Annotated in this window: 26 protein-coding genes; 18 read left to right on the top strand and 8 right to left on the bottom strand. The window is 70.0% G+C overall.

The genetic code is table 11. From position 1 onward, the window contains the following. Positions 1 to 221 precede the first annotated feature (221 nt). The 4 genes from OHT77_RS11810 (at position 222) to OHT77_RS11795 (ending at position 3,735) form a co-directional block, all read left to right on the top strand. The gene (locus OHT77_RS11810) at positions 222 to 875 is read left to right on the top strand and encodes a response regulator transcription factor (protein WP_103549594.1); all 654 of its coding nucleotides are present in this window, start codon (positions 222 to 224) and stop codon (positions 873 to 875) included. A gap of 6 nt (positions 876 to 881) precedes the next feature. After that, on the top strand, positions 882 to 2,114 hold the full coding sequence (locus tag OHT77_RS11805; protein ID WP_328828233.1) for a sensor histidine kinase: 1,233 nt from the start codon (positions 882 to 884) through the stop codon (positions 2,112 to 2,114). Positions 2,115 to 2,507: 393 nt separating this feature from the next. Beyond that, positions 2,508 to 2,804: a DUF4193 domain-containing protein gene (locus OHT77_RS11800; RefSeq protein ID WP_005481602.1), complete on the top strand. Its 297-nt coding sequence runs from the start codon at positions 2,508 to 2,510 to the stop codon at positions 2,802 to 2,804. 13 nt (positions 2,805 to 2,817) lie between these two features. Beyond that, the gene (locus OHT77_RS11795; protein WP_328828231.1) at positions 2,818 to 3,735 is read left to right on the top strand and encodes a hypothetical protein; all 918 of its coding nucleotides are present in this window, start codon (positions 2,818 to 2,820) and stop codon (positions 3,733 to 3,735) included. On the opposite strand, the gene OHT77_RS11790 is transcribed toward OHT77_RS11795, so the two are convergent. After that, positions 3,732 to 4,196 (bottom strand): DUF3093 domain-containing protein, encoded by a 465-nt coding sequence (locus OHT77_RS11790; RefSeq protein WP_266773318.1) that lies wholly within the window; start codon positions 4,194 to 4,196, stop codon positions 3,732 to 3,734. The genes OHT77_RS11795 and OHT77_RS11790 overlap by 4 nt on opposite strands. A 58-nt stretch (positions 4,197 to 4,254) precedes the next feature. On the opposite strand from OHT77_RS11790, the gene OHT77_RS11785 reads away from it, so the two are divergent. From OHT77_RS11785 to OHT77_RS11750, 8 genes are all read left to right on the top strand, one after another. Further along, positions 4,255 to 4,839: a PaaI family thioesterase gene (locus OHT77_RS11785; RefSeq protein ID WP_328828230.1), complete on the top strand. Its 585-nt coding sequence runs from the start codon at positions 4,255 to 4,257 to the stop codon at positions 4,837 to 4,839. Beyond that, entirely contained in the window at positions 4,836 to 5,360 is a 525-nt protein-coding gene (gene dut / locus OHT77_RS11780) for a dUTP diphosphatase (RefSeq protein WP_328828228.1), read from the top strand. Before OHT77_RS11785 ends, dut begins: the two co-directional genes overlap by 4 nt. Before the next feature lies 1 nt (position 5,361). Further along, complete coding sequence (locus OHT77_RS11775) at positions 5,362 to 6,117, top strand: DUF3710 domain-containing protein (protein ID WP_266773324.1); 756 nt, start codon at positions 5,362 to 5,364, stop codon at positions 6,115 to 6,117. A gap of 186 nt (positions 6,118 to 6,303) precedes the next feature. After that, entirely contained in the window at positions 6,304 to 7,479 is a 1,176-nt protein-coding gene (locus tag OHT77_RS11770; RefSeq protein ID WP_352285794.1) for an alginate lyase family protein, read from the top strand. A gap of 164 nt (positions 7,480 to 7,643) precedes the next feature. Beyond that, complete coding sequence (locus tag OHT77_RS11765; protein WP_328828227.1) at positions 7,644 to 10,238, top strand: sensor histidine kinase KdpD; 2,595 nt, start codon at positions 7,644 to 7,646, stop codon at positions 10,236 to 10,238. Continuing rightward, positions 10,235 to 10,918 carry a response regulator gene (locus OHT77_RS11760; RefSeq protein WP_328828226.1) on the top strand — a complete coding sequence of 228 codons (684 nt, stop codon included), beginning with the start codon at positions 10,235 to 10,237 and terminating at the stop codon, positions 10,916 to 10,918. Before OHT77_RS11765 ends, OHT77_RS11760 begins: the two co-directional genes overlap by 4 nt. 45 nt (positions 10,919 to 10,963) lie before the next feature. Continuing rightward, entirely contained in the window at positions 10,964 to 11,362 is a 399-nt protein-coding gene (locus tag OHT77_RS11755) for an OB-fold nucleic acid binding domain-containing protein (RefSeq protein WP_078652621.1), read from the top strand. A gap of 3 nt (positions 11,363 to 11,365) precedes the next feature. After that, positions 11,366 to 12,148 carry a DUF3159 domain-containing protein gene (locus tag OHT77_RS11750; RefSeq protein ID WP_328828224.1) on the top strand — a complete coding sequence of 261 codons (783 nt, stop codon included), beginning with the start codon at positions 11,366 to 11,368 and terminating at the stop codon, positions 12,146 to 12,148. Positions 12,149 to 12,217: 69 nt separating this feature from the next. Here OHT77_RS11750 and OHT77_RS11745 read toward each other — a convergent pair whose 3' ends face one another. Together OHT77_RS11745 and OHT77_RS11740 are read right to left on the bottom strand one after the other, a co-directional pair. Then, on the bottom strand, positions 12,218 to 12,895 hold the full coding sequence (locus OHT77_RS11745; protein WP_019061074.1) for a potassium channel family protein: 678 nt from the start codon (positions 12,893 to 12,895) through the stop codon (positions 12,218 to 12,220). Continuing rightward, complete coding sequence (locus OHT77_RS11740; RefSeq protein ID WP_033283949.1) at positions 12,895 to 13,566, bottom strand: potassium channel family protein; 672 nt, start codon at positions 13,564 to 13,566, stop codon at positions 12,895 to 12,897. The genes OHT77_RS11745 and OHT77_RS11740 overlap by 1 nt, the downstream gene beginning before the upstream one ends. A 370-nt stretch (positions 13,567 to 13,936) precedes the next feature. On the opposite strand from OHT77_RS11740, the gene OHT77_RS11735 reads away from it, so the two are divergent. Both OHT77_RS11735 and OHT77_RS11730 read left to right on the top strand, forming a co-directional pair. Beyond that, positions 13,937 to 15,988 (top strand): APC family permease, encoded by a 2,052-nt coding sequence (locus tag OHT77_RS11735; RefSeq protein ID WP_328828223.1) that lies wholly within the window; start codon positions 13,937 to 13,939, stop codon positions 15,986 to 15,988. Positions 15,989 to 16,086: 98 nt separating this feature from the next. After that, a complete protein-coding gene (locus OHT77_RS11730) occupies positions 16,087 to 17,415 on the top strand; it encodes a class I SAM-dependent RNA methyltransferase (RefSeq protein ID WP_328828221.1) in 1,329 nt (442 codons plus the stop codon). Between the two features lie 195 nt (positions 17,416 to 17,610). Here OHT77_RS11730 and OHT77_RS11725 read toward each other — a convergent pair whose 3' ends face one another. The 3 genes from OHT77_RS11725 to OHT77_RS11715 all read right to left on the bottom strand — a co-directional run bounded on the left by OHT77_RS11725 (position 17,611) and on the right by OHT77_RS11715 (position 19,767). Then, positions 17,611 to 18,216: an ester cyclase gene (locus tag OHT77_RS11725; RefSeq protein WP_328828219.1), complete on the bottom strand. Its 606-nt coding sequence runs from the start codon at positions 18,214 to 18,216 to the stop codon at positions 17,611 to 17,613. A 123-nt stretch (positions 18,217 to 18,339) separates the two neighbouring features. Then, a complete protein-coding gene (locus tag OHT77_RS11720) occupies positions 18,340 to 19,467 on the bottom strand; it encodes a luciferase domain-containing protein (RefSeq protein WP_328828216.1) in 1,128 nt (375 codons plus the stop codon). Positions 19,468 to 19,524: 57 nt separating this feature from the next. Then, the gene (locus OHT77_RS11715) at positions 19,525 to 19,767 is read right to left on the bottom strand and encodes an NAD(P)-binding domain-containing protein (protein WP_328828214.1); all 243 of its coding nucleotides are present in this window, start codon (positions 19,765 to 19,767) and stop codon (positions 19,525 to 19,527) included. Between the two features lie 105 nt (positions 19,768 to 19,872). On the opposite strand from OHT77_RS11715, the gene OHT77_RS11710 reads away from it, so the two are divergent. After that, positions 19,873 to 20,340, top strand: coding sequence for a MarR family winged helix-turn-helix transcriptional regulator (locus OHT77_RS11710; protein WP_328828213.1), 468 nt, complete (start codon positions 19,873 to 19,875; stop codon positions 20,338 to 20,340). A 240-nt stretch (positions 20,341 to 20,580) separates the two neighbouring features. On the opposite strand, the gene OHT77_RS11705 is transcribed toward OHT77_RS11710, so the two are convergent. Continuing rightward, complete coding sequence (locus OHT77_RS11705; RefSeq protein ID WP_328828212.1) at positions 20,581 to 21,234, bottom strand: TetR/AcrR family transcriptional regulator; 654 nt, start codon at positions 21,232 to 21,234, stop codon at positions 20,581 to 20,583. Next, complete coding sequence (locus tag OHT77_RS11700) at positions 21,231 to 21,914, bottom strand: DUF998 domain-containing protein (RefSeq protein WP_328828211.1); 684 nt, start codon at positions 21,912 to 21,914, stop codon at positions 21,231 to 21,233. The genes OHT77_RS11705 and OHT77_RS11700 overlap by 4 nt, the downstream gene beginning before the upstream one ends. Before the next feature lie 208 nt (positions 21,915 to 22,122). Here OHT77_RS11700 and OHT77_RS11695 point away from each other — a divergent pair, with 208 nt between their 5' ends. The 3 genes from OHT77_RS11695 (at position 22,123) to OHT77_RS11685 (ending at position 25,341) form a co-directional block, all read left to right on the top strand. Further along, complete coding sequence (locus tag OHT77_RS11695; protein ID WP_328828210.1) at positions 22,123 to 22,710, top strand: hypothetical protein; 588 nt, start codon at positions 22,123 to 22,125, stop codon at positions 22,708 to 22,710. Between the two features lie 159 nt (positions 22,711 to 22,869). Further along, a complete protein-coding gene (locus OHT77_RS11690) occupies positions 22,870 to 23,580 on the top strand; it encodes an alpha/beta fold hydrolase (RefSeq protein ID WP_328828208.1) in 711 nt (236 codons plus the stop codon). A 312-nt stretch (positions 23,581 to 23,892) separates the two neighbouring features. Continuing rightward, a complete protein-coding gene (locus OHT77_RS11685) occupies positions 23,893 to 25,341 on the top strand; it encodes a carotenoid oxygenase family protein (RefSeq protein WP_328828207.1) in 1,449 nt (482 codons plus the stop codon). Positions 25,342 to 25,418: the final 77 nt, after the last annotated feature.

Below are 25,418 nucleotides of genomic sequence, written 5' to 3'. Positions count from 1 at the left end.
GGGTGTAAAGCCGTCCTCCCCCCGCTCCCTTCCGTGGAAACCTCAACCCACCGAGAAAATCCCGCATTCCCGGGCCTCACACCTGACCTTCATCTCGCCCCCGGCCGCCTTACAGCCGACTTATGGCCGAAAAGGGCAGGATGGAGGTCACACAGCCACGAAGACCCTGCCCGCGTGCGCCTAGGCGCGCTACGCGGGTGGACAGAGGAAGGACAAGCGACGTGCGCGTACTCGTCGTCGAGGACGAGCAGCTGCTCGCCGATGCGGTGGCCACCGGACTGCGCCGGGAGGCCATGGCCGTCGACGTCGTGTACGACGGTGCGGCCGCCCTGGAGCGCATCGGCGTCAACGACTACGACGTGGTCGTCCTCGACCGCGACCTCCCGCTCGTGCACGGGGACGACGTCTGCCGCAAGATCGTCGAACTCGGCATGCCCACGCGCGTGCTGATGCTCACCGCGTCGGGCGACGTCAGCGACCGCGTCGAGGGCCTGGAGATCGGCGCCGACGACTATCTGCCCAAGCCCTTCGCGTTCAGCGAGCTGACGGCACGCGTGCGTGCCCTCGGCCGGCGCACCAGTGTGCCGCTGCCCCCCGTCCTGGAGCGCGCCGGCATCAAGCTCGACCCGAACCGCCGCGAGGTGTTCCGCGACGGCAAGGAAGTCCAGCTCGCGCCGAAGGAGTTCGCCGTCCTGGAGGTGCTGCTGCGCAGCGAGGGCGCCGTCGTCTCCGCGGAGCAGCTCCTGGAGAAGGCGTGGGACGAGAACACGGACCCGTTCACCAACGTCGTGCGCGTCACCGTGATGACCCTGCGCCGCAAGCTCGGTGAGCCCGCGGTCATCGTCACCGTCCCCGGCTCCGGCTACCGGATCTGATCACCTGTGGCCACGACCCCGGCGCCTCCCCAGGCGCCCCCGAAGCCCACGTGGGATCCCAGAAGGCCCGAACCGCCGTTCCCCTGGCTGCGACCCACCATCCGCATAAGGCTCACGCTGCTGTACGGCGGCATGTTCCTGATCGCCGGCATCCTGCTGCTGTCGATCATCTATCTGCTCGCCGCGCACGCGTTGAACGTGGGCAGTGAGCTCCCCTTCAAGGTCATCTCCGGCTCGGTCGGCAGCAGCACCTGCAACTTCCCGTCCTCGCCGTCGGCGCCCGAGATGAACAACGCGATGAACGAGTGCGTCAACCAGCAGCGCCAGCACGCGCTGGACGACCTGCTCAGCCGCTCGCTGCTGGCCCTGCTCGGCCTCGCGATCATCGCCTTCGCCTTCGGGTACGCGATGGCGGGCCGGGTGCTGTCGCCGCTGGGCCGGATCACCCGGACCGCCCGCGCGGTGGCCGGCTCGGACCTCTCCCGCCGGATCGAGCTGGACGGCCCGGACGACGAGCTCAAGGAGCTCGCGGACACCTTCGACGAGATGCTGGACCGGCTGCAGCGGGCGTTCACCGCCCAGCAGCGCTTCGTGGGGAACGCGTCGCACGAGCTGCGCACCCCGCTGGCGATCAACCGCACGCTCCTCGAGGTGCATCTGTCCGATCCCGGCGCCCCCATCGAGCTCCAGCAGCTCGGCAAGACCCTGCTGGCCACCAACGAGCGCAGCGAGCAGCTCGTCGAGGGCCTGCTGCTGCTCGCCCGCAGTGACAACCAGATCGTCGAGCGCAAGCCCGTGGACCTCGCCGAGGTCGCCGAGCAGGCGGTCGACCAGGTGCACGCCGAGGCGGCGGCCAAGGGCGTGGTGATCCGCGGCGAGCGGAAACCCGCGGTCGTCCAGGGCAACGGCGTCCTCCTGGAGCGCATCGCCCTGAACCTGGCGCAGAACGCGGTGCGGTACAACGTGCCGGAGGACGGCTGGGTCGAGGTCACCACCGAGGTCCAGCACGGCCACGCGGTGCTGGTCGTCTCGAACACGGGCCCGGTGGTCCCGGCGTACGAGGTCGACAACCTCTTCGAGCCCTTCAGGCGGCTGCGTACGGAGCGAACGGGCAGCGACAAGGGTGTGGGCCTCGGTCTGTCGATCGCGCGCTCCGTGGCGCGCGCTCACGGCGGCCACATCTCGGCCCAGCCGCGTGAGGGGGGTGGACTCGTGATGCGAGTCACCCTGCCCATCTGAGATCATGTCGCCGACACACGAGGATGTTCGCTTTGCGCGGAATTTTCTGGCCGCTTCTCCGGCACCCCCGTGTGTGATCGATCACAAGCGCGATTTTCAGGCCATCTACTCTCCGTGATCATGCACCCTGTCGGAAAGCCGGGAAAATCCGGGTTTTCGGGGGTCTTGATCACGGGAAGTACACGATGAGGTGCCTTTGAAGAGCGGCATGAGGACCGTGTACGGTCCCCTTCGCCATCCAAGCCGATCACTCTTGAGGGGTCCGGTTGGGTGTCGATTGAGTAACAGACCTTGATGTGAGGCAAAATCTCCGCCTCAGGTCGGGCACAAGTCCGGCCTCTCACGCGTTACGTGCGCTGGAGACACCGCAGACACCCAGAGGGGGAGAGCGACATGGCAACGGATTACGACACCCCACGCAAGACCGACGACGACGTCGACTCGGACAGCCTTGAAGAGCTCAAGGCGCGTAGGAACGACAAGTCGACTTCCGCAGTGGACGTCGACGAATTCGAGGCCGCCGAGGGCCTCGAGCTGCCCGGAGCGGACCTCTCGAACGAAGAGCTGGCCGTCCGGGTGCTGCCCAAGCAGCAGGACGAGTTCACTTGCATGAGCTGCTTCCTGGTGCACCACCGCAGCCAGCTGGCCCGCGAGAAGAACGGCCAGCCGATCTGCCGCGACTGCGACTGAGGAGGGGTCGGCCGTGACTGGCTCGACCCCACCCTGGAAGCGCCGCTCCCGGCGATCGGGAGCGGACGAAGGACCGACTGTGGGTCCTCAAGGCGCGCGTGACGACGAGCGGGGCTCATCCGACCAGGGATCAGCCTCGCTCGAACCGGCGGCGGACCGGACTGACCTCCCGGTGCCGGCGGACGATCCCGCAGCCGCCCCCGTCGCCAAACGACGGGCGGCGGTGATCCGGGACAAGGCCAAGGAAGGCGTCCGTAAGGGCGGCAGCAGGGCCAGGGCCGGTCTGGCGTACCTCGCGGACCGGATCATCGACATAGCCCCGCGGATCCCCGTACGGGACCTCGAGGCGCTTCGGCGGCAGTTCCCGGGCCTCGGCCCCGAGCAGCTCGCCGACAAACTGGTGGCGGGCGCGGCGAACGCGACGTCGACCGTCGGCGCGGGCATCGGCGCCGCGGCGATGCTCCCGGTGCCGCCCGCGATGCCCACCGAACTGGCCGCCGAGATCACCGGTGTGGCCGCGATCGAGCTGAAGCTCATCGCCGAGCTGTACGAGGTCTACGGCGTCCGTCCGGCCGGCGATCTCCGGCAGCGCAGCGTCGCGTATCTGAACTCGTGGTCCGGGGAGCGCGGCATCGACGTGACCAAACCGTCGACCATGAGCACCGCGCTGAACGGCCACATGAAGCGCGAGCTGCGCCAGCAGATCATGAAGCGCATGGTCCGGGACCTGCCGAACCTGATGCCGTTCATGGTCGGCGCCGCCGTCGGAGCGGTCATGAACCGCCGGGACACCAAGAAGCTCGCCGAGCGCATCCGCAAGGATCTGCGCAAGAGCCAGGTCCCGTGGGACGCGCTGCCCCAGCTCCCGCCCCTGGAAGCCCCGCCGGACCCACTCCGGATGGGTGAGATCCCGAAGGAACTCGGGTACTAGACGGCCGCCGCCCGCGCGGTCTTCAGCGCCGCCGCCAGCCGCTCCGGCTCGCGGGTCGACAGATACAGGTACGGCGTCGGGTCGTCCGGGTCGGTGACCTCGACGCGCAGTGCCCTCGGGATGTACGAGCGCAGCAGCAGGAAGGCGCGGGTGTCGGCCTTGTAGGTCCGCCAGGCGCGGGCCTCCTCCGGCTCCAGGATCTCCGCCTCGCCCAGGGCGGACACCGGGATCTTCGCCTCGCCGGCGATCAGCTGGTCGCCCACGATCCGGATGCGGAGCGAGCCGTAGGAGCTGGCCATCACAGATGCCGCGGCGGTGCCGCCGACCAGGCCGCCGAGCAGCGGCAGGGTGCCGAAGGGCAGCAGGATCAGGGCGAAGGAGACGCCCACCAGGAACGAGATGAACCACCACGAACGGGGGGCGGTGAGGCGCTCGTCGTAGGGGGAGGCGGAAAGCTGCATGGAACCAAGCTTGGCACGGTGTCGGGAACCCGCCGACGCGCGGGTAAGGTCTGCGGCTGTGAGTGGTACTTCTCCAGCTCTTAAGCCCCCGTCCGACGCCGTGAAACCGGTGCGGCACCCCGACGCGCCCGCGCCCGGAGAGCTGCTCGGTGCGCACTACGAACAGTGTTTCGGATGTGGCGGCGACCAGCCGCACGGACTGCACCTGGCGGCGCGGGCCGGTGAGGGCGTGACCATCACCGCCGAGTTCACCGTGCGGGCCGCCCACCAGGGCGCCCCGGGCCTCGCGCACGGCGGGGTGCTCGCCAGCGCGCTGGACGAGACCCTCGGCTCGCTGAACTGGCTGCTGCGGACGATCGCGGTGACCGGCCGCCTGGAGACCGACTTCGTCCGGCCGGTGCCCGTGGACACCGTGCTGTACCTGGAGGCCGAGGTGACGGCCGTGGCCGGCCGGAAGATCTACTCGACCGCCACTGGACGCATCGGCGGCCCCGATGGACCCGTCGCGGTGCGCGCCGACGCCCTCTTCGTCGAGGTGAAGGTCGACCACTTCATCGACAACGGCCGCCCGCAGGAGATCCGGGCCGCCATGGACGACCCGGACCAGGTCCGGCGTACCCGTGCCTTCGAGGTGAACCCGTGAGCCGTGAACCCCGTCCGGAGCTCGGCGTGCTGATCCGCCGCGTCGACCCCGACGTACCGCTTCCGTCGTACGAGCACCCCGGGGACGCAGGGGCCGATCTGCGGACCACCGAGGCGCGGGAACTGAAGCCGGGGGAACGGGCCGTGCTGCCCACGGGGGTGTCTATCGCGCTCCCCGAGGGGTACGCGGCCTTCGTGCACCCTCGTTCTGGGCTCGCCGCCCGCTGCGGTGTCGCCCTCGTGAATGCCCCGGGGACGGTTGATGCCGGGTACCGTGGGGAGATCAAGGTGATCGTGGTGAATCTCGACCCGTACGAGTCGGTACGGTTCGAGCGCTTCGACCGGATCGCCCAGCTGGTCGTCCAGCAGGTCGAGAGGGTCCGCTTCCAGGAGGTCGCGGAACTTCCCGATTCGGCGCGGGCCGAGGGGGGCTTCGGGTCCACCGGCGGTCACGCCGCCGTGGGCGGCACCACGGGTGGGAATCGATACGCTTCGGTCGTATCCGACCGGGAAGGACAGTGACGTGTTCGGACGTCGCAAGAAGGGCACTGCCGCCGAGGACGCGGCGAGCGAGGCCGAGCAGGTCGTCGACCACGTCGACACTGAGGCGGACGGATCGGTCGAGCGCGTGAAGCTCGAGCCGGAGCCCCGCCCCGACGGACCCTGGGACGACTCGGAGATCGGCGACCCCGCCGAGGGCCGGGTGGACCTGGGCGGTCTGTTCGTGCCGGGAGTCGACGGCATGGAGCTGCGGGTCGAGGTCGCGGGTGACGCGATCGTCGCCGCCACCGTGGTCCTCAAGGACAGTGCCATCCAGTTGCAGGCCTTCGCCGCTCCCAAGCGCGAGGGCATCTGGGGTGAGGTCCGCGAGGAGATCGCCAGCGGCATCACCCAGCAGGGTGGCATCGTCGACGAGGTCGAGGGACCGCTGGGCTGGGAGCTGCGGGCGCAGGTCCCGGTGCAGCTGCCGGACGGCACGGGCGGTTTCCAGGTCGTGCGGTTCGTTGGTGTGGACGGTTCGCGCTGGTTCCTGCGCGGGGTGATCTCCGGGCAGGGCGCGGTGCAGCCGCAGGCCGCCGGTCTGCTGGAGCAGATCTTCCGGGACACGGTCGTCGTGCGCGGCGAGGGCCCGATGGCGCCCCGCGACCCGATCGTCCTGAAGCTGCCGAACGACGCGCAGATGGTTCCCGAGGGCGTCCAGCAGGAGGAGGCGGGTTCCCGCTTCTCCGGCGGCATGGGCCAGCTGCAGCGCGGACCGGAGATCACCGAGGTCCGCTAGCGGGAACAGCCGTACGAGAAACAGACGTACGGAACAGTCGTAGCCGAAAGGGCCGTACCCCTCCCCGGGGTGCGGCCCTTCGTCATGCGCGGACTCTTGACGGCGCATTGGTCCGTACCTATGGTCTCGGCTCAACGCCCATGTTCATGAGGGTGCTCTTTGTTCACATACGAGAACGGAGTCACCGTGCGCCGCGCTGCCCTGCTCTCCGTCGTCACCGCGCTGGTCCTGGGCTTCTTCGCCCAGCCCGGCACCACCGCCCAGGCCGCCCCCGCCACCTTCGTCCACCCCGGAGTCGACGTCTCCAGGAGCCAGCTGGACTTCGCCCGCACCGAGGTCCTCGCCGGCGCCCAGCCCTGGAAGGGTGCCTACGACCAGATGATGGCCAGCTCCTACGCGAGTCTGAGCCGCACCCCGAAGCCCCGAGCCGTCGTCGAGTGCGGCTCGTACTCCAACCCCAACTACGGCTGCACCGACGAGCGCGAGGACGCGATCGCGGCCTACACCGACGCGCTCGCCTGGTACATCACCAAGGACGCGCGCTACGCCCAGAAGGCCATCGAGATCATGGACGCCTGGTCGGCCACGATCACCAGCCACACCAACAGCAACGCGCCCCTGCAGACCGGCTGGGCCGGTGCCTCCTGGCCCAAGGCCGCCGAGATCATCAAGTACACGTACACCGGGACCTGGACCAACTCGGCCCGCTTCTCGACCATGCTGCGGAACGTGTACCTCCCGGAGATCATCAACGGCTCCAATTCCAACGGGAACTGGGAACTGACGATGATGGACGCCGCGATCGGCATCTCCGTCTTCCTGGAGGACAGGACGTCGTACGACAAGGCCATGGCACTCTTCCGGACGCGGACGGCCGCGTACATCTACCTGGCCTCGGACGGGTCCGTGCCGAAGACCGTGCCGAGCCAGAACCTCAACACCACGGCGAAGATCGTCAGTTACTGGCAGGGCCAGTCGACCTTCGTCACCGGGCTCACCCAGGAGACGTGCCGCGACTTCACGCACACCGGGTACGGCCTCTCGTCGATCTCGCACGTCGCCGAGACCAGCCGCATCCAGGGCACCGACCTCTACGGCACGGACGTGGGGGAGCGGCTGCGGCAGGCGCTCGGGTTCCAGGCCAAGTACCAGCTGGGGGCCGCCGTCCCGAGCTGGCTGTGCGGCGGGTCGCTGACCCTCGGGCTCGGGCCGGTCACCGAGGTCGGGTACAACGCGCTGCACAACCGCCTGGGCATCGCGATGACCAACACCCAGACCCTCACCCAGAACAACCGCCCGGCCGGCACGAACAACCTCTTCGTGGCCTGGGAGACCCTCACCCACGGCGACAACCCCAACTGAACAGCGCCCGACCCCGATGCCCGTACGGCGCCGAGCGCGGTGCCGTATGGGCATCAGGGATGCGTCAAAGACGTCCCCCGGCGCACACTCCACCCCATTTGTCGGACTTATTGGCCGTAAAGTCGACGCTGCGTACACAGCGGTGACGGGAAGACAATGGGGCCATGGGACGCGGCAAGCTTCGGATCTATCTCGGTGCGGCACCGGGCGTGGGCAAGACCTACGCCATGCTGTCCGAGGCCCACCGCAGGGTGGAGCGGGGCACCGACTGCGTGGTCGCCTTCGTGGAGCACCACGGGAGGGCCCGCACCGAGGTGATGCTCCACGGCCTGGAGCAGGTCCCGCGCGCGGAGCTGGCCTACCGGGGCAGCGTCTTCACCGAGATGGACGTCGACGCGGTGCTGCGCAGGGCCCCCGCCGTCGCCCTGGTGGACGAACTCGCCCACACCAACATCCCCGGCTCCCGCAACACCAAGCGCTGGCAGGACATCGAGGAACTCCTCGCGGCCGGCATCGACGTCGTCTCCACCGTCAACATCCAGCACCTGGAGTCCCTCGGCGACGTCGTCGAGTCCATCACCGGGGTGCGCCAGCAGGAGACCGTCCCGGACGAGGTCGTCCGCCGGGCCGACCAGATCGAACTCGTCGACATGTCGCCCCAGGCGCTCCGCCGCCGCATGGCGCACGGCAACATCTACAAGCCCGACAAGGTCGACGCGGCCCTCTCGAACTACTTCCGCCCCGGGAACCTCACCGCCCTGCGGGAGTTGGCGCTCCTGTGGGTGGCCGACCGGGTCGACGAGTACCTCCAGGAGTACCGCAGCGAGCACAAGGTCTCGGCGATCTGGGGTTCGCGCGAGCGGATCGTCGTAGGACTGACCGGCGGCCCCGAAGGGCGGACGCTGATACGGCGGGCCGCGCGGCTCGCCGAGAAGGGGGCCGGCGGCGAGGTGCTGGCCGTCTACATCTCCCGCAGCGACGGCCTGACCTCCGCATCCCCGAAGGAACTCGCCCTCCAGCGCACCCTCGCCGAAGACCTCGGCGGCACCTTCCACCACGTCGTCGGCGACGACATCCCGGCCGCGCTGCTCGACTTCGCGCGCGGGGTCAACGCCACGCAGATCGTCCTCGGCTCCTCGCGCCGCAAGACCTGGCAGTACGTCTTCGGGCCCGGGGTGGGCACCACGGTCGCCCGCGAGTCCGGGCCCGACCTGGACGTCCACATCGTCACCCACGAAGAGGTCGCCAAGGGGCGCGGACTGCCCGTGTCCCGGGGCGCGCGGCTCGGGCGGACCCGGATCGTCTCCGGGTGGCTGGTCGGGGTGCTGGGCCCGGTGGGGCTCGCGTTCCTGCTGAACGCGATCCACCTCGGCCTCGCCAACGACATGCTGCTGTTCCTGTCCGTGACGGTGGCGGCGGCACTGCTCGGCGGGCTGGCTCCCGCGCTGGTGTCGGCGGCCGTCGGATCGTTCCTGCTGAACTACTACTACACGCCTCCGCTGCACCGGATGACGATCGCCGACCCCAAGAACATCGTCGCCATCGCGATCTTCGTCGGCGTCGCCGTGTCCGTGGCCTCCGTGGTCGACCTCGCCGCGAGACGCACCCAGCAGGCCGCCAGACTGCGCGCCGAGTCCGAGATCCTGTCCTTCCTCGCGGGCAGCGTGCTGCGCGGCGAGACCAGCCTCGAAGCACTCCTGGAACGGGTCCGGGAGACCTTCGGCATGGAGTCCGTCGCCCTGCTGGAGCGCAAGAGCGACGTGGAGCCCTGGACCTGCGCCGGCCGGGTCGGCGTCGGGGCACCGCTGGAGCGGCCCGAGGACGGCGATGTGGACATGCCGGTCGGCGACCACATGGCCCTCGCGCTGACCGGCCGCGTCCTGCCCGCCTCCGACCGCCGGGTCCTCGCCGCCTTCGCCGCCCAGGCAGCCGTCGTCCTCGACCGCAGACGCCTGCGCGAGGAGGCCGACCAGGCCCGCGCGCTCGCCGAGGGCAACCGCATCCGTACGGCCCTCCTGGCGGCCGTGAGCCACGATCTGCGCACCCCGCTCGCCGGCATCAAAGCGGCCGTCTCCTCCCTGCGCTCCGACGACGTGGCGTGGTCCGAGGAGGACCAGGCCGAGCTGCTGGAGGGCATCGAGGACGGCGCCGACCGCCTCGACCACCTCGTGGGCAACCTCCTCGACATGTCCCGCCTCCAGACCGGCACGGTCACGCCGATCATCCGCGAGATAGACCTCGACGAGGTCGTGCCGATGGCCCTGGGCGGGGTCCCCGAAGGCAGTGCCGAACTGGACATCCCGGAGACGCTGCCCATGGTCGCCGTCGACCCCGGGCTCCTGGAACGCGCGGTGGCCAACCTCGTCGAGAACGCGGTCAAGTACAGCCCGCCCGGCGAAACCGTCCTGGTGTCCGCCAGCGCCATCGCCGACCGCGTGGAGGTACGGGTGGTCGACCGGGGCCCGGGAGTCCCTGACGAGGCCAAGGACCGCATCTTCGAGCCCTTCCAGCGCTACGGCGACGCCCCGCGCGGCGCGGGAGTCGGACTCGGGCTCGCCGTGGCGCGTGGCTTCACCGAGGCCATGAGCGGCACCCTGAACGCCGAGGACACCCCCGGCGGCGGCCTCACCATGGTCCTCACCCTCCGCGCGGCGGAGCCCTTCGAAACCGCGCCGGCCGACAGCGCCGTAGAAGACACGCAAGACACGCGAGACACGCAAGACATGCAGGACGTGCAACCGGAAAGGCAGGCCTCATGACCAGGGTCCTCGTGGTCGAGGATGAGCCGCAGATCGTGCGGGCCCTCGTGATCAACCTCAAGGCGCGGAAGTACGAGGTCGACGCGGCCGCCGACGGCAAGACCGCCCTCGACCTCGCCGCCTCCCGGCACCCGGACGTGGTCGTCCTCGACCTGGGGCTGCCCGACATGGACGGCGTCGAGGTGATCCGGGGGCTGCGCGGCTGGACCCGGGTGCCGATCCTCGTGCTGTCCGCGCGGCACTCCTCCGACGAGAAGGTCGAGGCGCTGGACGCGGGTGCCGACGACTACGTCACCAAGCCGTTCGGGATGGACGAGCTGCTGGCCCGGCTGCGGGCCGCCGTGCGCCGCGCCGAGCCCACCGGGGCCGGTGAGGACGACGTCCTGGTGGAGACCGAGGAGTTCACCGTCGACCTCGCCGCCAAGAAGGTGCACCGGGACGGCCGTGACGTACGGCTGACCCCCACGGAGTGGCATCTGCTGGAGGTGCTGGTGCGCAACACCGGGCGGCTGGTCAGCCAGAAGCAGCTGCTCCAGGAGGTGTGGGGGCCGTCGTACGGGACCGAGACGAACTACCTCCGCGTGTACATGGCGCAGCTGCGGCGGAAGCTGGAGACGGACCCCGCGCATCCCAGGCACTTCATCACGGAGCCCGGTATGGGCTACCGGTTCGAGCGCTGAGGGCGTGGGTGCGTCACTGTCGGTGGACCCCGGTACGCTTCAGATATGAGCGCTGTCCCTCGTTCCGAAAAGCCGGCCGGACGGTTCCGGCGCATGCTCGACCGGCTCTCCACCTCGCAGGAGGACCTGGAGTCGGAGGAGCTGCGTGAGGACGCCGAGACCGAGGGCTGTGTCCGGATCGGCGACTGCCACGACCGACAGATCGTGACGGTTACTGGTACCTTGCGCACGGTCACGCTGCGCCCCCGGGCGGGAGTCCCGGCCCTGGAGGCCGAGTTGTTCGACGGCTCCGCCGCCCTGGACGTGGTGTGGCTCGGCAGGCGCTCCATCGTGGGGATAGAACCGGGGCGCAAGCTGATCGCGTCCGGCCGGATCTCGATGAGCAGAGGCCGCCGCGTGCTCTTCAACCCGAAATACGAACTGAAACCCCTCGGACGGGAGTAGCCGGTGACGTCGCTCGACAAGCCGACCGCGGACACCGTGGACGCCGAAGACAGCGAGCAGGATGTCCGGGCGGTGACCGAGGCGGCCCTCTTCGAGGCGTTCGGCGGACTGCGCGGCATGATCGAAACGGTCCTGCCCGGGCTGCTCTTCGTCAGCATCTTCACCGTCAACAAGAACCTGCACTGGTCGGCGATCGCCGCCCTGGCCGTCGCGCTGGCCCTGGTCGTGGTCCGGCTGGCCACCCGCGACACCGTGAAGCACGCCTTCAGCGGTGTCTTCGGCGTCGCCTTCGGTGTGGTCTTCGCGATGATGACGGGCAACGCGAAGAACTTCTACCTCCCCGGCATGCTCTACACGCTGGGCCTGGCACTGGCGTACATCGTCACCACCCTCGCGGGCGTCCCGCTGATCGGCCTCATCCTCGGCCCGGTCTTCAAGGAGAACCTCTCCTGGCGGACCCGCAACCCCGGTCGCAAGAAGGCCTACGCGAAGGCCAGTTGGGCCTGGGGCCTGATCCTGCTCGCCAAGTGCGCGATCCTCTTCCCGCTCTACTGGTGGGCCAACACCGCCCAACTCGGCTGGGTCCTGGTCGCGTTGAAGATCCCGCCCTTCCTCCTCGCCGTCTGGCTCACCTGGGTCTTCCTCGCGAAGGCACCCGCGCCGATCGACGTGTTCGCGGAGATGGAGGCGGAGGAGCAGGCGGAGAAGGAGCGCAAGGCGGCCGCCGCCGAGGCCACCGGCGAGGGCCAGGACGCCACGCCGGGACGGCACCGGCGCGACGCGTAGTTCTTGTTACGACGAGGAAGGGCGCCCTGAACATTCAGGGCGCCCTTCCTCGTCGTATCCCCGAAGGGATCAGCTCGCCGCGTCCTCCCGGCGCACCGACAGCAGGTCCTCCAGCTGTTCCTCGCGGGCCTGGGCCGCCACGAACAGCAGCTCGTCGCCCGCCTCCAGCGAGTCCTCGCGGGACGGGGTCAGGACGCGGGTACCGCGGATGATCGTGACCAGGGACGTGTCCTCGGGCCACTCCACGTCGCCGACCTGGGTGCCCGCGAGCGCGGACTCCTCGGGGAGGGTCAACTCGACGAGGTTGGCGTCGCCGTGGCTGAAGCGGAGCAGACGGACGAGGTCGCCGACCGACACCGCCTCCTCGACCAGGGCCGACATCAGACGCGGGGTGGAGACGGCCACGTCGACGCCCCAGGACTCGTTGAAGAGCCACTCGTTCTTGGGGTTGTTGACGCGGGCGACGACCCGCGGGACGCCGTACTCCGTCTTCGCGAGGAGCGACACGACGAGGTTGACCTTGTCGTCGCCCGTCGCGGCGATCACCACGTTGCAGCGCTGGAGCGCCGCCTCGTCCAGGGACGTGATCTCGCAGGCGTCGGCCAGCAGCCACTCCGCCTGGGGAACCCGCTCGACCGAGATCGCGGTCGGGGCCTTGTCGATGAGAAGGATCTCGTGACCGTTCTCCAGGAGCTCTCCGGCGATCGAACGACCGACCGCGCCGGCTCCGGCAATGGCGACCCTCATCAGTGACCGCCCTCCTCTTCGGGACCCTTGGCGAACGCCGCCTCGACCTTGTCGACCTCGTCCGTACGCATCATCACGTGCACGAGGTCGCCCTCCTGCAGCACGGTCTGCGAAGAGGGCAGCATCGCCTCGCCGAGCCGGGTGAGGAACGCCACGCGGACGCCCGTCTCCTCCTGAAGCTTGCTGATCCGCTGGCCGACCCAGGCGGCCGAGGCGTGCACCTCGGCGAGCTGGACACCGCCGGTGGGGTCCCGCCACAGCGGCTCCGCGCCCGAGGGCAGCAGCCGGCGCAGCATCTGGTCGGCGGTCCAGCGGACCGTGGCCACGGTGGGGATGCCCAGGCGCTGGTAGACCTCGGCACGGCGGGGGTCGTAGATACGGGCCGCGACGTTCTCGACGCCGAACATCTCGCGGGCCACGCGGGCGGAGATGATGTTCGAGTTGTCACCGCTGGAGACGGCAGCGAACGCGCCCGCCTCCTCGATGCCCGCTTCGCGCAGCGTGTCCTGGTCGAAGCCGACCCCGGTGACCCGGCGGCCGCCGAATCCCGGGCCCAGCCGACGGAAGGCGGTGGGGTCCTGGTCGATCACGGCGACCGTGTGCCCCTGTTGCTCCAGGGTCTGGGCGAGAGCGGAACCCACTCTGCCGCAGCCCATGATGACGATGTGCACGACCGTCCTTCCGGTGTCCTGAAATCAATGCTCAGCCCCATCAGGGTCTCAGACCGAGGCCCAAGCTACACACGCCCGGTCCCTCCAGGGCACCCCTGTGCGTCAGCGGCGTCCGATGCTGCGCACGCTGGCCAGGGTGAGGAATCCGAGGCCGACGAGGGCGGCCAGGGCGCCGATCAGCTCTGCGGTCGCGGGCATGGAACCTCCAGGAGGCGATGGGAGCGGGGTTTTGTCATATAGACACGGCGTCGCCGCTCCCGACGGAATCCGCAACTCCACTCGTCCCTTATTTCACTCGTGAGGCAGATGACAGGGGGTAAGACGGCGGAAAGTGGAGGATCGCCTGTTCGAAGCCCTACGATCCTCTGTTGTGTCCAAACTGACCGACGTGCCCAAGCGCATCCTCATCGGGCGGGCGTTGCGCAGCGACCGGTTGGGCGAAACGCTCCTGCCGAAGCGCATCGCACTCCCCGTCTTCGCTTCCGACCCGCTGTCCTCCGTGGCCTACGCGCCCGGCGAGGTGCTGCTGGTCCTCTCCATCGCGGGCGTGTCGGCGTACCACTTCAGCCCGTGGATCGCGGTCGCTGTCGTGGTGCTGATGTTCACCGTGGTCGCCTCCTACCGGCAGAACGTCCACGCCTACCCCAGCGGCGGCGGCGACTACGAGGTGGCCACCACCAACCTCGGCCCCAAGGCCGGCCTCACCGTCGCCAGCGCCCTGCTCGTCGACTACGTCCTCACCGTCGCCGTCTCGATCGCCTCCGGCATCGAGAACCTCGGCTCCGCGGTCCCGTTCGTGGTCGAGCACAAGGTGTTCTGCGCGATCGCCGTGGTGGTGCTGCTCACCCTGATGAACCTGCGCGGGGTGAAGGAGTCCGGCACGCTGTTCGCGATCCCGACGTACGTCTTCGTCGCGGGCGTCTTCATCATGATCGCGTGGGGCGCCTTCCGCGGACTCGTCCTCGGCGACACCATGCGCGCACCGACCGCCGCCTACCACATCAAGGCCGAACACCAGGGCCTCGCGGGCTTCGCCCTGGTCTTCCTGCTGCTACGGGCCTTCTCCTCCGGCTGTGCCGCGCTCACCGGTGTCGAGGCGATCTCCAACGGCGTCCCGGCCTTCCGCAAGCCCAAGTCGAAGAACGCGGCGAGCACGCTGGCGGCGATGGGCATCCTGGCCGTCACCATGTTCTGCGGGATCATCGCCCTCGCCATGACGACCAAGGTCCGCATGGCCGAGAACCCGGCCACCGACCTGCTGCACAACGGCGTCGCCATCGGCTCCGGCTATGTCCAGAACCCGGTGATCTCCCAGGTCGCCGAGGCCGTGTTCGGCAAGGGCAGCTTCCTGTTCGTCATCCTCGCCGCCGCGACCGCGCTGGTCCTGTTCCTGGCCGCCAACACCGCGTACAACGGCTTCCCGCTGCTCGGCTCGATCCTCGCCCAGGACCGCTACCTCCCGCGCCAGCTGCACACCCGCGGCGACCGCCTCGCCTTCTCCAACGGCATCGTGCTGCTGGCCGGCACCGCGGCCATGCTGCTGGCGATCTACGGCGCCGACTCGACCCGGCTGATCCAGCTGTACATCGTCGGCGTGTTCGTGTCGTTCACCCTCAGCCAGACCGGCATGGTCCGGCACTGGAACCGCCACCTGGCCACCGAGAAGGACCAGGTCAAGCGCCGCCACATGGTCCGCTCCCGGGCGATCAACACGTTCGGCGCGTTCTTCACCGGCCTGGTCCTGGTGGTCGTCCTGGTCACGAAGTTCACGCACGGCGCCTGGGTGGCACTGCTCGGCATGTGCATCTTCTACGCCACGATGACCGCGATCCGTAAGCACTACGACCGGGTCGCCGAGGAGATCGCGGCCCCCGAGGGTCCCAGCGACGACAGCCTCCGCCCGTCCCGCGTCCACTCGGTCGTCCTCATCTCCAAGATCCACCGCCCGGCTCTGCGGGCCCTCGCCTACGCCAAGCTGATGCGCTCGGACACCCTGGAGGCGCTCAGCGTCAACGTGGACCCGGCCGAGACCAAGGCGCTGCGCGAGGAGTGGGAGCGGCGCGGGATCGACGTACCGCTGAAGGTTCTCGACTCGCCGTACCGGGAGATCACGCGGCCGATCATCGAGTACGTGAAGGGGCTGCGGAAGGAGTCGCCGCGCGACGCGGTGTCCGTGATCATCCCCGAGTACGTGGTCGGCCACTGGTACGAGCATCTGCTGCACAACCAGAGCGCGCTGCGGCTCAAGGGCCGGCTGCTGTTCACGCCGGGCGTGATGGTGACGTCGGTGCCCTACCAGCTGGAGTCCTCCGAGGCGGCGAAGAACCGGGCGCGGAAGCGGCAGGAGTGGAGTGCGCCGGGCGCGGTGCGACGGGGTCCGGCCGAGGAACGGCACAGCGACTCCCACAAGTCCAAGCTCTAGCCGCGACGGCCTTGTGGTGAGCGGCCGGGCGGGGCCCACGTAGACTGGTGGGCTGTTGTCCGGCCGTACCCCCTTTGACGTTGTGGAGTCACCCCGCCATGCAGGCAGAACCGAAGAAATCGCTGGTGGGGGAGGAGTACGAGGTCGAGGTGGGCCCCGTCGCCCATGGCGGGCACTGCATCGCCCGTACGGCCGAGGGCCAGGTGCTGTTCGTCCGGCACGCGCTGCCCGGTGAGCGGGTCGTCGCGCGGGTCACCGACGGCGAGGAGGGCGCGCGGTTCCTGCGCGCCGACGCCGTGACGGTCCTGGAGGAGTCCAAGGACCGCGTCGAGGCGCCGTGCCCCTACGCCGGACCCGGCCGCTGCGGCGGCTGCGACTGGCAGCACGCCAAGCCCGGCGCCCAGCGTCGCCTCAAGGGCGAGGTCATCGCGGAGCAGTTGCAGCGGCTCGCCGGGCTCACGCCCGAGGAGGCCGGCTGGGACGGCACGGTGATGCCGGCCGAGGGCGACAAGCTGCCCGCGGGCCAGGTGCCGCAGTGGCGTACGCGCGTCCAGTACGCGGTCGACGTCGACGGCAACGCCGGTCTGCGCAAGCACCGTTCGCACGAGGTCGAGCCGATCGAGCACTGCATGATCGCGGCGCCCGGCGTCAGCGAGCTGGGCATCGAGGAGCGCGACTGGTCGGGCATGGCCTCGGTCGAGGCGATCGCGGCGACCGGCTCCCAGGACCGCATGGTCATCCTGGAGCCCCGCCCCGGCGCCCGCCTGCCCCTGGTCGAACTGGAACGCCCCGTCTCCGTCATGCGCGTCGAGGAGCACGACGGCGGCATCCACCGTGTGCACGGCCGCGCGTTCGTCCGCGAGCGGGCCGACGGCCGTACGTACCGCGTCGGCAGCGGCGGTTTCTGGCAGGTCCACCCGATGGCCGCCGACACCCTCGTCAAGGCGGTCATGCAGGGCCTGCTCCCGCGCAAGGGCGACATGGCCCTCGACCTGTACTGCGGCGTCGGCCTCTTCGCCGGCGCGCTGGCCGACCGCCTCGGCGACAAGGGCGCGGTCCTCGGCATCGAGTCCGGGAAGCGCGCGGTCGAGGACGCGCGCCACAACCTCGCCGGGTTCGAGCGCGTCCGCATCGAACAGGGCAAGGTCGAGACCGTGCTCCCGCGGACCGGGATCAGCGAGGTCGACCTGATCGTCCTCGACCCGCCGCGTGCCGGGGCCGGCAAGAAGACGGTCGAGCACCTGTCGTCCCTCGGCGCCCGAAAGATCGCGTACGTGGCCTGCGATCCGGCCGCTTTGGCTCGGGATCTGGCGTACTTCCGGGACGGGGGGTATCGGGTGCGGACGTTGCGGGCGTTCGATCTGTTTCCGATGACTCACCATGTGGAGTGCGTGGCGATTCTGGAGCCGGTGGCGAAGCCGGCCTGAGCTGCGGGTTTGTGTGTCGGTTGGGCGGGCGCTCCCCGGTGATCGGCTGGGTGGCGCGCCCACGCAGCGGCCAGTGAGCCGCGGACCGGTGGTCGGCCGGGAGCCGAGGTTGGCATCCTCGCCCCAGCCGCCACCAGCTACGCGTCGCGGTTGCGGTCGACCCGATCGCTGCCGGGCCGACTCGCGCTCACCGGCTCAGCCGAGGCCGATCTGCCCGTAGAAGGTCTGGTTGTCCCAGAACAGGAACTCCTCGTCCATGGTGCCCCGGCGATTCCAGATGCCGACCGTGGCCATGTTGATGGCGTACTTCTTGCCGGTCGGCTGGATGAAGCCGCCCTTCCCGTCCGGCATGGGGCGGGTGAAGGTGCCCTCCATCACGCCGGTGACACAGGTCAGTTCGTCCTTCGCGACCCGCAGGGGGTGCGAGTGGATGCGGGTGTCGGGCGCCCATACGAACATCGCGGCGAGGTCGGCTATGTGCTGGTCGATACCGTCGGTGTAGTGCCCGTCGGGCCAGTGCACGCGGATGTGCTGCGCGTGGCTCTCGCCCAGGCGCGCCCAGTCGGCGTGGGTGAACACCTCGAAGTCCAGTTCGTCGAAGGTTTCCAGGTGCTTGCGCTCGGCACGGGTCAGGTTGTGGGGGTAGGGCGGGTTCGGCACCGGCGTGGTGGCCGGGTCCGGGAGCAGACCCGGGTATCGCGTGGCCGCCTGCGCCAGACTTTCCCCGCTCGTCGCAGCGGTGATGGCGAGCGCACCGAACGCGGCGGCGGCTCCGCCCTTGAGCATGGAACGACGCTCCATGGTGAGTCCTCATTCTCGTGATGAACGCTCGTGACGAGCGCTGACGGTGACCTGCGGAGGCAGGCCCAGGGCCGTGACGGCCCGGCCGGAAAGTGAAGGGGTGGGGGAGTCCCCGGCGCTCTGCTAGGCGGCGGCCGGGGTTGACTTCCCCGTGGCCCAGGCGTGACTGGCGCTCACGATCGCCGTGACGACGTCGAGTTCATGCTCGTCTCGGGGCCCGTAGACCAGCACCATGCCCGGAGTCAGCCTGATCCCGGCGAGCGGATGCGCCGTGGCCCATCCGTGCCGGATCACGTCGGCCGCCAGGCCGGCCGGCAGCGCCACGTGGAGTGAGCCGTCGTGTCCGGGGTGCAGGTGAGCGAACTCCCTGGCCCTCGGCACGAGAAACGCCTGCGCAGGACCGGTGGCGGTGGCCGGCGAGAGCATGAACCCTCGCGCGCCCGGCACGGATATCGCCGACTGTCCGGTGTCGACGCCGACGAGTGCGCTCAGCCGGGCGAACAACTTCTCCTGCAGCTCAGGTGGTGCGTTGTCGGTCAGCTGCTGCTGGGGAATCGTCACACTGACGCGCGGCCTCGACCCGGCGCGGTCGGGAAGCTCCTCGCAGAGGGTCGGCTCATCGGAGAGGGCCGGCCGACGGGCCGGCTCCCTGCCGGGAAATCCATGACGGGCGATGTAGCCGGCCCGCTCCGCGAGCCAGCCGGCGAGGCCGACCAGTGCGCCAGGGGCGAGTGTGTGACCCACGGGGTCCCGCCTGGCGACCGTCGGGGCCCCGGACTCCTCGGTCAGGTACTGCCACGTGCGGTCGAGGAGGTCCCGCGGGATGACGTGGTCGCGCTCGCCCTGGGCGACGAACACCGGCACCCCGGCCAGTCGCGCGGCCTCCGTGGGCACGCCCGCGTCGAAAGGGAGGGTGCCGTAGAGGATCGCGGCTCCGGCGAAGTGGTCGGGGTTGTCCAGGACGAGACCGCCCGCGAAGGCGGCGCCGCCGCTGAAGCCGACGAGCAGGACGGGGCGACCGGGTGGAGCGACCCCGTCGAGCCAGGCGTTGAACCAGTGCATGGCCGCCCGCAGGGACTCAGGTACCGGGCGGCCGATACCGCGGTTGGCGAACCAGGCGAAACCCGGGCCCTCGGCGATGGGTGCGCGCACTGCGGCGTACGCCAGTTCAGGAGGCAGCGCGTCGGCGAGCGCCATGATCTCGGTCTCGCGCGAGCCGCGGCCGTGCAGCAGCACGACGAGCGGAGCCACCGCGTCGCCTCGGGTCACCGCGATCGGCGCCCCGAACGGTGAATCGACATGTCGTCGTCAGTGGACATGACGGCCCTGCTCGACGGGGTTGCCGAGGCGTCCGGCAGAGACGGTGCTGAAGGCCTTGACCACGGGGATGTTCGGCAGGTTGCGCTGGAGGGTCTGCGCGGCTTCGGTCGCCCCTACCGCGGCGGCCTTCTTCGGGCTGGTCGCCGACACGGACACCGTATGTCCGGCGGTCACCGCGGCCTTGCCGGGAGCGGAGCCCACGGTGCCCGCTCCGATGATCGCGACACGCATGACAGCCTCCAGTTCTTTGACTAGTCAGATATTGACACAGTAACTATCGACGCTTGACGGCGCAATATCTGACTAGGCAACCTTTTGGAAGGTAAGATGGTCGTCATGTCTTCCGTGACCCCCATCGACGACCCTCTGATCACTACGTTCGGCCGCCTGGCCGAGGCGTACAGCCGGCTTGAGCAGTGGCTCGGAGCGGCCATGGAGTCCGAGACGGGGCTGCCGCACGTCTGGTTCGAGGTGCTCATCCGCCTGGCCCGCTCGGAGGGGGAACAGCTGACGATGAGCTCCCTGGCCGACCAGATCGCCCTCACCACCAGCGGCGTGACCCGCCTGGTGGACCGCATGCAGGTGGCGGGATACGTCGAGCGGCGCCCGTGCCCCACGGACCGGCGGGTCTCCTACGCGGGCATCACCGCCACCGGGCGCGACGTACTCGACCGGGCGGCCGTCGTGCACGCCCGCAACCTGCGAAAAGTCTTCGACGGCTTCACCCCGCAGGACCTGGCCGCGCTGGACGCGGCGCTGGACCACGTCCGGGAGGCGGCGTCCGGGCTGCCCCGGCGGCCATGACGCGCGCGGGATGAACAGCCGGAGTGCGGAGCCTGCCTGAACGATGGTCTGCCAGGAGGCGGCGAAGGTGGCCAAGGGGCACAAGGAAGATCGCGGACTTCGGCCGCTGAGCCGCCGGGCGTCGGAGTGTCGGGGCCGGCCTCGCCGACTGCCCCACCCTGCACCGCTGGTCGATCACCGACCTGGAGGACTTCTGGGGCGTGGAGAGGGACGACTGGCCTTCGGTCGCCCCGACCCCTGCTACCCCTGCTCGCCCACCGGCTTCGGCCAGCTCCCCAGCAGCTGCTCGTCCGTCATCGCCGCCCCCCGTTCCGCAGGTGACGGCGACAGCCCGAACCCCACCATCAGCACCTCCGCGTACCGCCGCCACGCATCCGGTGCGACCTCGTTCGTCTGGTCGGCGACCGCGCCGATCATGTAGAGGTAGGCGTAGACGTCCGCGCTGGCGAAGTCCTTGCGGACGGCGCCCGCCGCCACCGCTCGTTCCGCGAGGGAGTCGACGAGGCGGCCGAGTTCGTCGCGGGTCCGGGCGATCGGGGCCGTGCCGACGCTCGCGTTGGCCATGATGACCTCCAAGGCGCGGTCACCGGCGCGGAGTTGGGCCGCGTTGAGAAGGTAGTGGCGTAGCGCTTCCGCCGGGTCCTCGTGGGCCGCCGATGTGGTCGCGAGGTGCAGGAAGACCGTGAAGCGTTCCGTGAACAGGGCGTCGATCAGGGACTGGAGGTCGGGGAAGCGGCGGTAGACCGTGCCCACGCCGAGGCCCGCCTCGCGGGCGATCTCGTTGAGGGGGACGACGGACCGCCGCTGGGCGAACAGCCGGTCGGCCGTCGTCATGATGAGGCGGCGGTTTCGTTCCGCGTCCGCTCGCAGCGGGCGTTGCGTATCGGGGCTCACGCCGGGACATTCTCCGGGATCCGCGCCTCGGCCGGGCGGCGGGCCCGCCTGACCAGCACCGCCACACCCGTCACGACGCTCCACAGCAGCCACGAGTACACACCGCCCCGCTCGAAGATCCCGGCCGTACTCGTCGAGACGCCCACGCCCGCCTCGCTCAGCAGGCCGAGCACGCCGACCGCGATGCTGAACACCCGGTACACGCGCGGCAGTTGGAGGCTCTTCAACGAGCCCGCCATGATCACGATCATGTTCGCGCACAGGATGGCGACCGACGCACCGCCGACGTGCAGCCCCAGGCTGTAGCTCGCGCCGTCCGCGGAGCCGTGGAACAGGCCGACCAGCAGGAAGCCCACCGCGTGCGCGCCCGCCAGGGCGATGACGACGCGGCGCACACGGCCCGTGAGCAGAGGCACCGCCAGCAGGATCACCCCGGCGGCGAACAGGATCCCCTGGACGATGAACGACGTGTTCATCAGCGCGTGATCCGGCGAGCAGATGGTGCGGTCCTGGAAGGTCGTGCCGCAGTCCGTGACGCCCAGGTCGCTGATGTAGTTCGTGGCGTAGCTGTAGGCCGGGCTGGTCCAAGCGCCCGCGGCGACCGCCTCGGACACCACCCACTGCACCGCGTTCAGCACCAGGACGGCGGCCCCCAGCGGCAGCCAGATCTTGCGTGACATCGGAACTTCCATCACCACTCCTCACGATTCCTCTCGACAGGTCTTGCTCACCACCCTACATTAAGTGGATAGATCTATCCGTTTAGCGCGCCGAGCGTCCAGTAGGCACTCGCCATCCATGTGACCGGCATCACATCGCCAGGTTCGAACTTCGAGGGCCGCCATGCATCTAGTCGGCGTCCACTCCACTCCACCGAGGAAACAATCAATGTTGGCTTATCTGCCCGGATTCGCCCCCTGGATCGTCGCCGGCGTCCTCTCCTCCTTCGACTGGCGCTGGGGCGCCCTCGGCGGTCTCGTCACGGGACTGCTGATGATGCTGAACGACCGGCGCCGCGGGGTCGGCTTCGACGCCCTGGTCCTGGAGATCAGCACCCTCGCGTACTTCGTCGTGATCGGCGCCGTCTCCGTCACGAAGCCGGACTCCTCACTGTCCGGCCGCACCGACGTCATCTCGTTCGTGTGGCTGGCCGCCACCGCCTGGGGGAGTCTGGTGGTCCGGAGCCCCTTCACGCTGGGCATCGCCAAGCGGCAGACCCCGCGCGAGTGCTGGGACATGCCGGAGTTCGTCCAGGTCAACAACTACATCACCAGCGCCTGGGGGGCCGGCTTCACCTTCATCGCCGTCAGCCTGTCCATCGCCAACGCGGCGGACGCCCCCGCCTGGGTCGGCATCACCGCCCACGTCATCGGCCTCGTCGCCCCCGCCGTCTTCACCAAGGTCTACCCCGCCCGCGCCCAGGCCCGCCTGCTGGCCCAGGCCCAGACCCAGCCACCGGTGACGGCCCTCCCGTAGCCCAACGGGCGATCAACTGCCCTACCAGGTCTACGACGTGACCGACCTCCCGGGACCGAATCACTCACCCCGTTCCCGCTCACCCCGCTCATCCCGCTCACCCCTCTCATCTCGCTCATCCAACTCAACCCACTCACCCCACGAAGGAGTTGGCGCATCATGAGCACCACACCGGAAACCGGCACAGCGCGGAACATCGTTCTCGTGCACGGCGGATTCGTCGACGGATCGGGCTGGCGGGGCGTCTACGACGCGCTCCGCGCCGATGGCCACCGCGTCAGCGTCGTCCAGAACCCCACCCTGTCCCTGGCGGACGACGTCGCCACGACCCGGCGGGTCCTCGACGCCCAGGACGGCCCGACCGTACTCGTCGGACACTCCTACGGCGGCGCGGTCATCACCGAGGCCGGCACCCACCCGAACGTCTCGGCGCTCGTCTACGTCACCGCGTTCGCGCCCGACAAGGGCGAGTCCGTGAACACCCTCATCGCCGATCCGCCGCCCGGCGCTCCCGTGCCGCCGATCCTGCCGCCCGTCGACGGGTTCCTCTTCCTCGACCGGGAGAAGTTCGCCGCGTCCTTCGCCGGTGATCTGCCCGCCGCCGACGCCGAGTTCCTCGCCGACTCCCAAGTCCCCTGGGGAGTCGAGGCGTTCGCGGGGGTCATCACCGAACCCGCCTGGCAGAGCAGGCCGACCCACTACCTCGTGGCCACCGACGACCGCATGATCCCGCCGCCCGCCCAGCGCGCCATGGCGGAGCGGGCCGGTGCGACGGTCACCGAGACCGCCGGCAGCCACGCGGTGTACGTGTCCAAGCCCGCCGAGGTCGCCGAGTTCATCGCGAAGGCGGCGTCCGGCACCACCACTTGAGCCCGATCCGCTGACAGGCGTGGCGGCCGGGGCAACCGGCCCGGCCGCCACCACCCCGGCGCCGGACCAGCGCCCGCCACCACCCCGGCGCCGGACCAGCGCCCGCCACCACCCCGGCGCCGGACCAGCGCCCGCCACCACCCCCGCGCCGGACCCGCGCCCGTCGCCGCAGCCGACTCCGGCCCGTACCAAGGCAGTTCACGTCTACGACACCCTCGGCGATCCCCCTGACCGGTCCGGCGGGTCCCACCTGCCCGCCACCTCCGGGCCGTCCCACTCGCCAGCCCCTAAGACCCTTTGAAGGAACCCCGCATGACCAACGACACCCCCGCCCCCCTCTACCTCCAGGGCCGCTTCGCTCCGGTCCCCGAGGAGCACACCGCCGCCGAGCTGACCGTACGCGGCACGCTGCCCCCCGACCTGGACGGCCGCTATCTCCGCAACGGCCCCAACCCGCTGCCCGGTGAGGACCGCGGGCACTGGTTCACCGGACCCGGGATGCTGCACGGCATCCGGCTGAGCGGCGGGCGGGCCGAGTGGTACCGCAACAGGTGGGTGAAGACACGGGAGTTGGAGGGTCACCCCTTCGTCCGCCAGGACGGCACCGTCGACCTGGCCGCGACGCCCGCGAACACCCACGTGATCCGGCACGCCGACACCGTCCTCGCCCTGTGCGAGGTCGGCCTGCCGTACTGGGTCACCCCGGAGCTGGAGACCGTCGGACCGTACGACTTCGGCGGCAAGCTGACCACCGCGATGACCGCGCACCCGAAGGAGGACCCGGTCACCGGTGAACTGCATCTGTTCGGGACCGGGTTCGCGCCGCCCTATCTCACCTACCACCGGGTCACCCCGGAGGGCGAGCTGCTCGACAGCCGGCCGATCGACGTGCCCGGGCCGACGATGATGCACGACTTCGCCATCACCGAGCACCACATCGTGTGGATGGACCTGCCCGTCGTCTTCGACCACACCCTGGCCGGGCGCGGCGGCATGCCGTACCGGTGGGCGGACGCGTACGGCGCGCGGATCGGGATCATGTCTCGCGAGCACGGCTCCACCGACGTCCGGTGGTTCGACGTCGACCCCTGCTACGTCTTCCACGTGGGCAACGCCTACGAGGACGCGCAGGGGCGTGTGGTGCTGGACGCGGTGCGCTACGACGACGCCGGGTTCCGGAAGGTCTGGGGCGACATCGGCGGCCCCACCGGCGAGAGCGTCCTTGCCGGCGCGGGTGTTCCCGGTGTCGCGAACGGTCGGGTCGGGGTGCGTGAACCGGGGCACACCCAGGCCCCCTCCGTCCTGTACCGGTGGATCCTGGACCCGGTGGCCGGCCGGGTCGTCGAGTCCCAACTCGACGACCGAGAGGCCGAGTTCCCCACCCACAACGAGAACCTCACCGGGCGCCAGAACCGCTACCTCTACACGGTCAACGGCGACGGCATCGCGAAACACGACCTCGTGCGCCAGACCGGTGACGTCCACAAGACGCCCGGCAGCCGCTACTCCGGCGAGGCCGTCTTCGTTCCGGCGCCGGACGGCACCGACGAGGACGCGGGCTGGCTCATGTCACTCGTATCGGACGACGACGGAGCGGCCGGTGAACTCCTCGTCCTCGACGCCTACGACCTCTCCGTGCAGGCGGTCGTGGAACTGCCGTACGCGGTCCCGTCCGGCTTCCACGGCAGCTGGCTGCCCGAGACCGGAACCGAGATCGAGACCGGGACCGAGTGCGACTCCCGGTCCGTCCAACAGGCCTGACACGGACGCGGGTTGACCGATCGGGCCGAGGGGGTCCACGAGGAGCCGTAGCGGCGTATCTTCCTCGGCGAGGGGTC

The sequence above is a fragment of the Streptomyces sp. NBC_00252 genome (assembly GCF_036187565.1).
Lineage (GTDB): Bacteria > Actinomycetota > Actinomycetes > Streptomycetales > Streptomycetaceae > Streptomyces.
This window is presented reverse-complemented; position numbering and strand designations above follow the sequence as displayed.

Bases quoted from the DNA above. Each gene is read 5' to 3' on its own strand.
- OHT77_RS11800 (WP_005481602.1), top strand. From the start codon at position 2,508: ATGGCAACGGATTACGACACCCCACGCAAGACCGACGACGACGTCGAC.
- OHT77_RS11790 (WP_266773318.1), bottom strand. From the start codon at position 4,196: ATGCAGCTTTCCGCCTCCCCCTACGACGAGCGCCTCACCGCCCCCCGT.
- OHT77_RS11765 (WP_328828227.1), top strand. From the start codon at position 7,644: ATGGGACGCGGCAAGCTTCGGATCTATCTCGGTGCGGCACCGGGCGTG.
- OHT77_RS11760 (WP_328828226.1), top strand. From the start codon at position 10,235: ATGACCAGGGTCCTCGTGGTCGAGGATGAGCCGCAGATCGTGCGGGCC.
- OHT77_RS11755 (WP_078652621.1), top strand. From the start codon at position 10,964: ATGAGCGCTGTCCCTCGTTCCGAAAAGCCGGCCGGACGGTTCCGGCGC.
- OHT77_RS11745 (WP_019061074.1), bottom strand. From the start codon at position 12,895: ATGAGGGTCGCCATTGCCGGAGCCGGCGCGGTCGGTCGTTCGATCGCC.
- OHT77_RS11730 (WP_328828221.1), top strand. From the start codon at position 16,087: ATGCAGGCAGAACCGAAGAAATCGCTGGTGGGGGAGGAGTACGAGGTC.
- OHT77_RS11725 (WP_328828219.1), bottom strand. From the start codon at position 18,216: ATGGAGCGTCGTTCCATGCTCAAGGGCGGAGCCGCCGCCGCGTTCGGT.
- OHT77_RS11715 (WP_328828214.1), bottom strand. From the start codon at position 19,767: ATGCGTGTCGCGATCATCGGAGCGGGCACCGTGGGCTCCGCTCCCGGC.
- OHT77_RS11710 (WP_328828213.1), top strand. From the start codon at position 19,873: ATGTCTTCCGTGACCCCCATCGACGACCCTCTGATCACTACGTTCGGC.
- OHT77_RS11700 (WP_328828211.1), bottom strand. From the start codon at position 21,914: ATGTCACGCAAGATCTGGCTGCCGCTGGGGGCCGCCGTCCTGGTGCTG.
- OHT77_RS11695 (WP_328828210.1), top strand. From the start codon at position 22,123: ATGTTGGCTTATCTGCCCGGATTCGCCCCCTGGATCGTCGCCGGCGTC.
- OHT77_RS11690 (WP_328828208.1), top strand. From the start codon at position 22,870: ATGAGCACCACACCGGAAACCGGCACAGCGCGGAACATCGTTCTCGTG.
- OHT77_RS11685 (WP_328828207.1), top strand. From the start codon at position 23,893: ATGACCAACGACACCCCCGCCCCCCTCTACCTCCAGGGCCGCTTCGCT.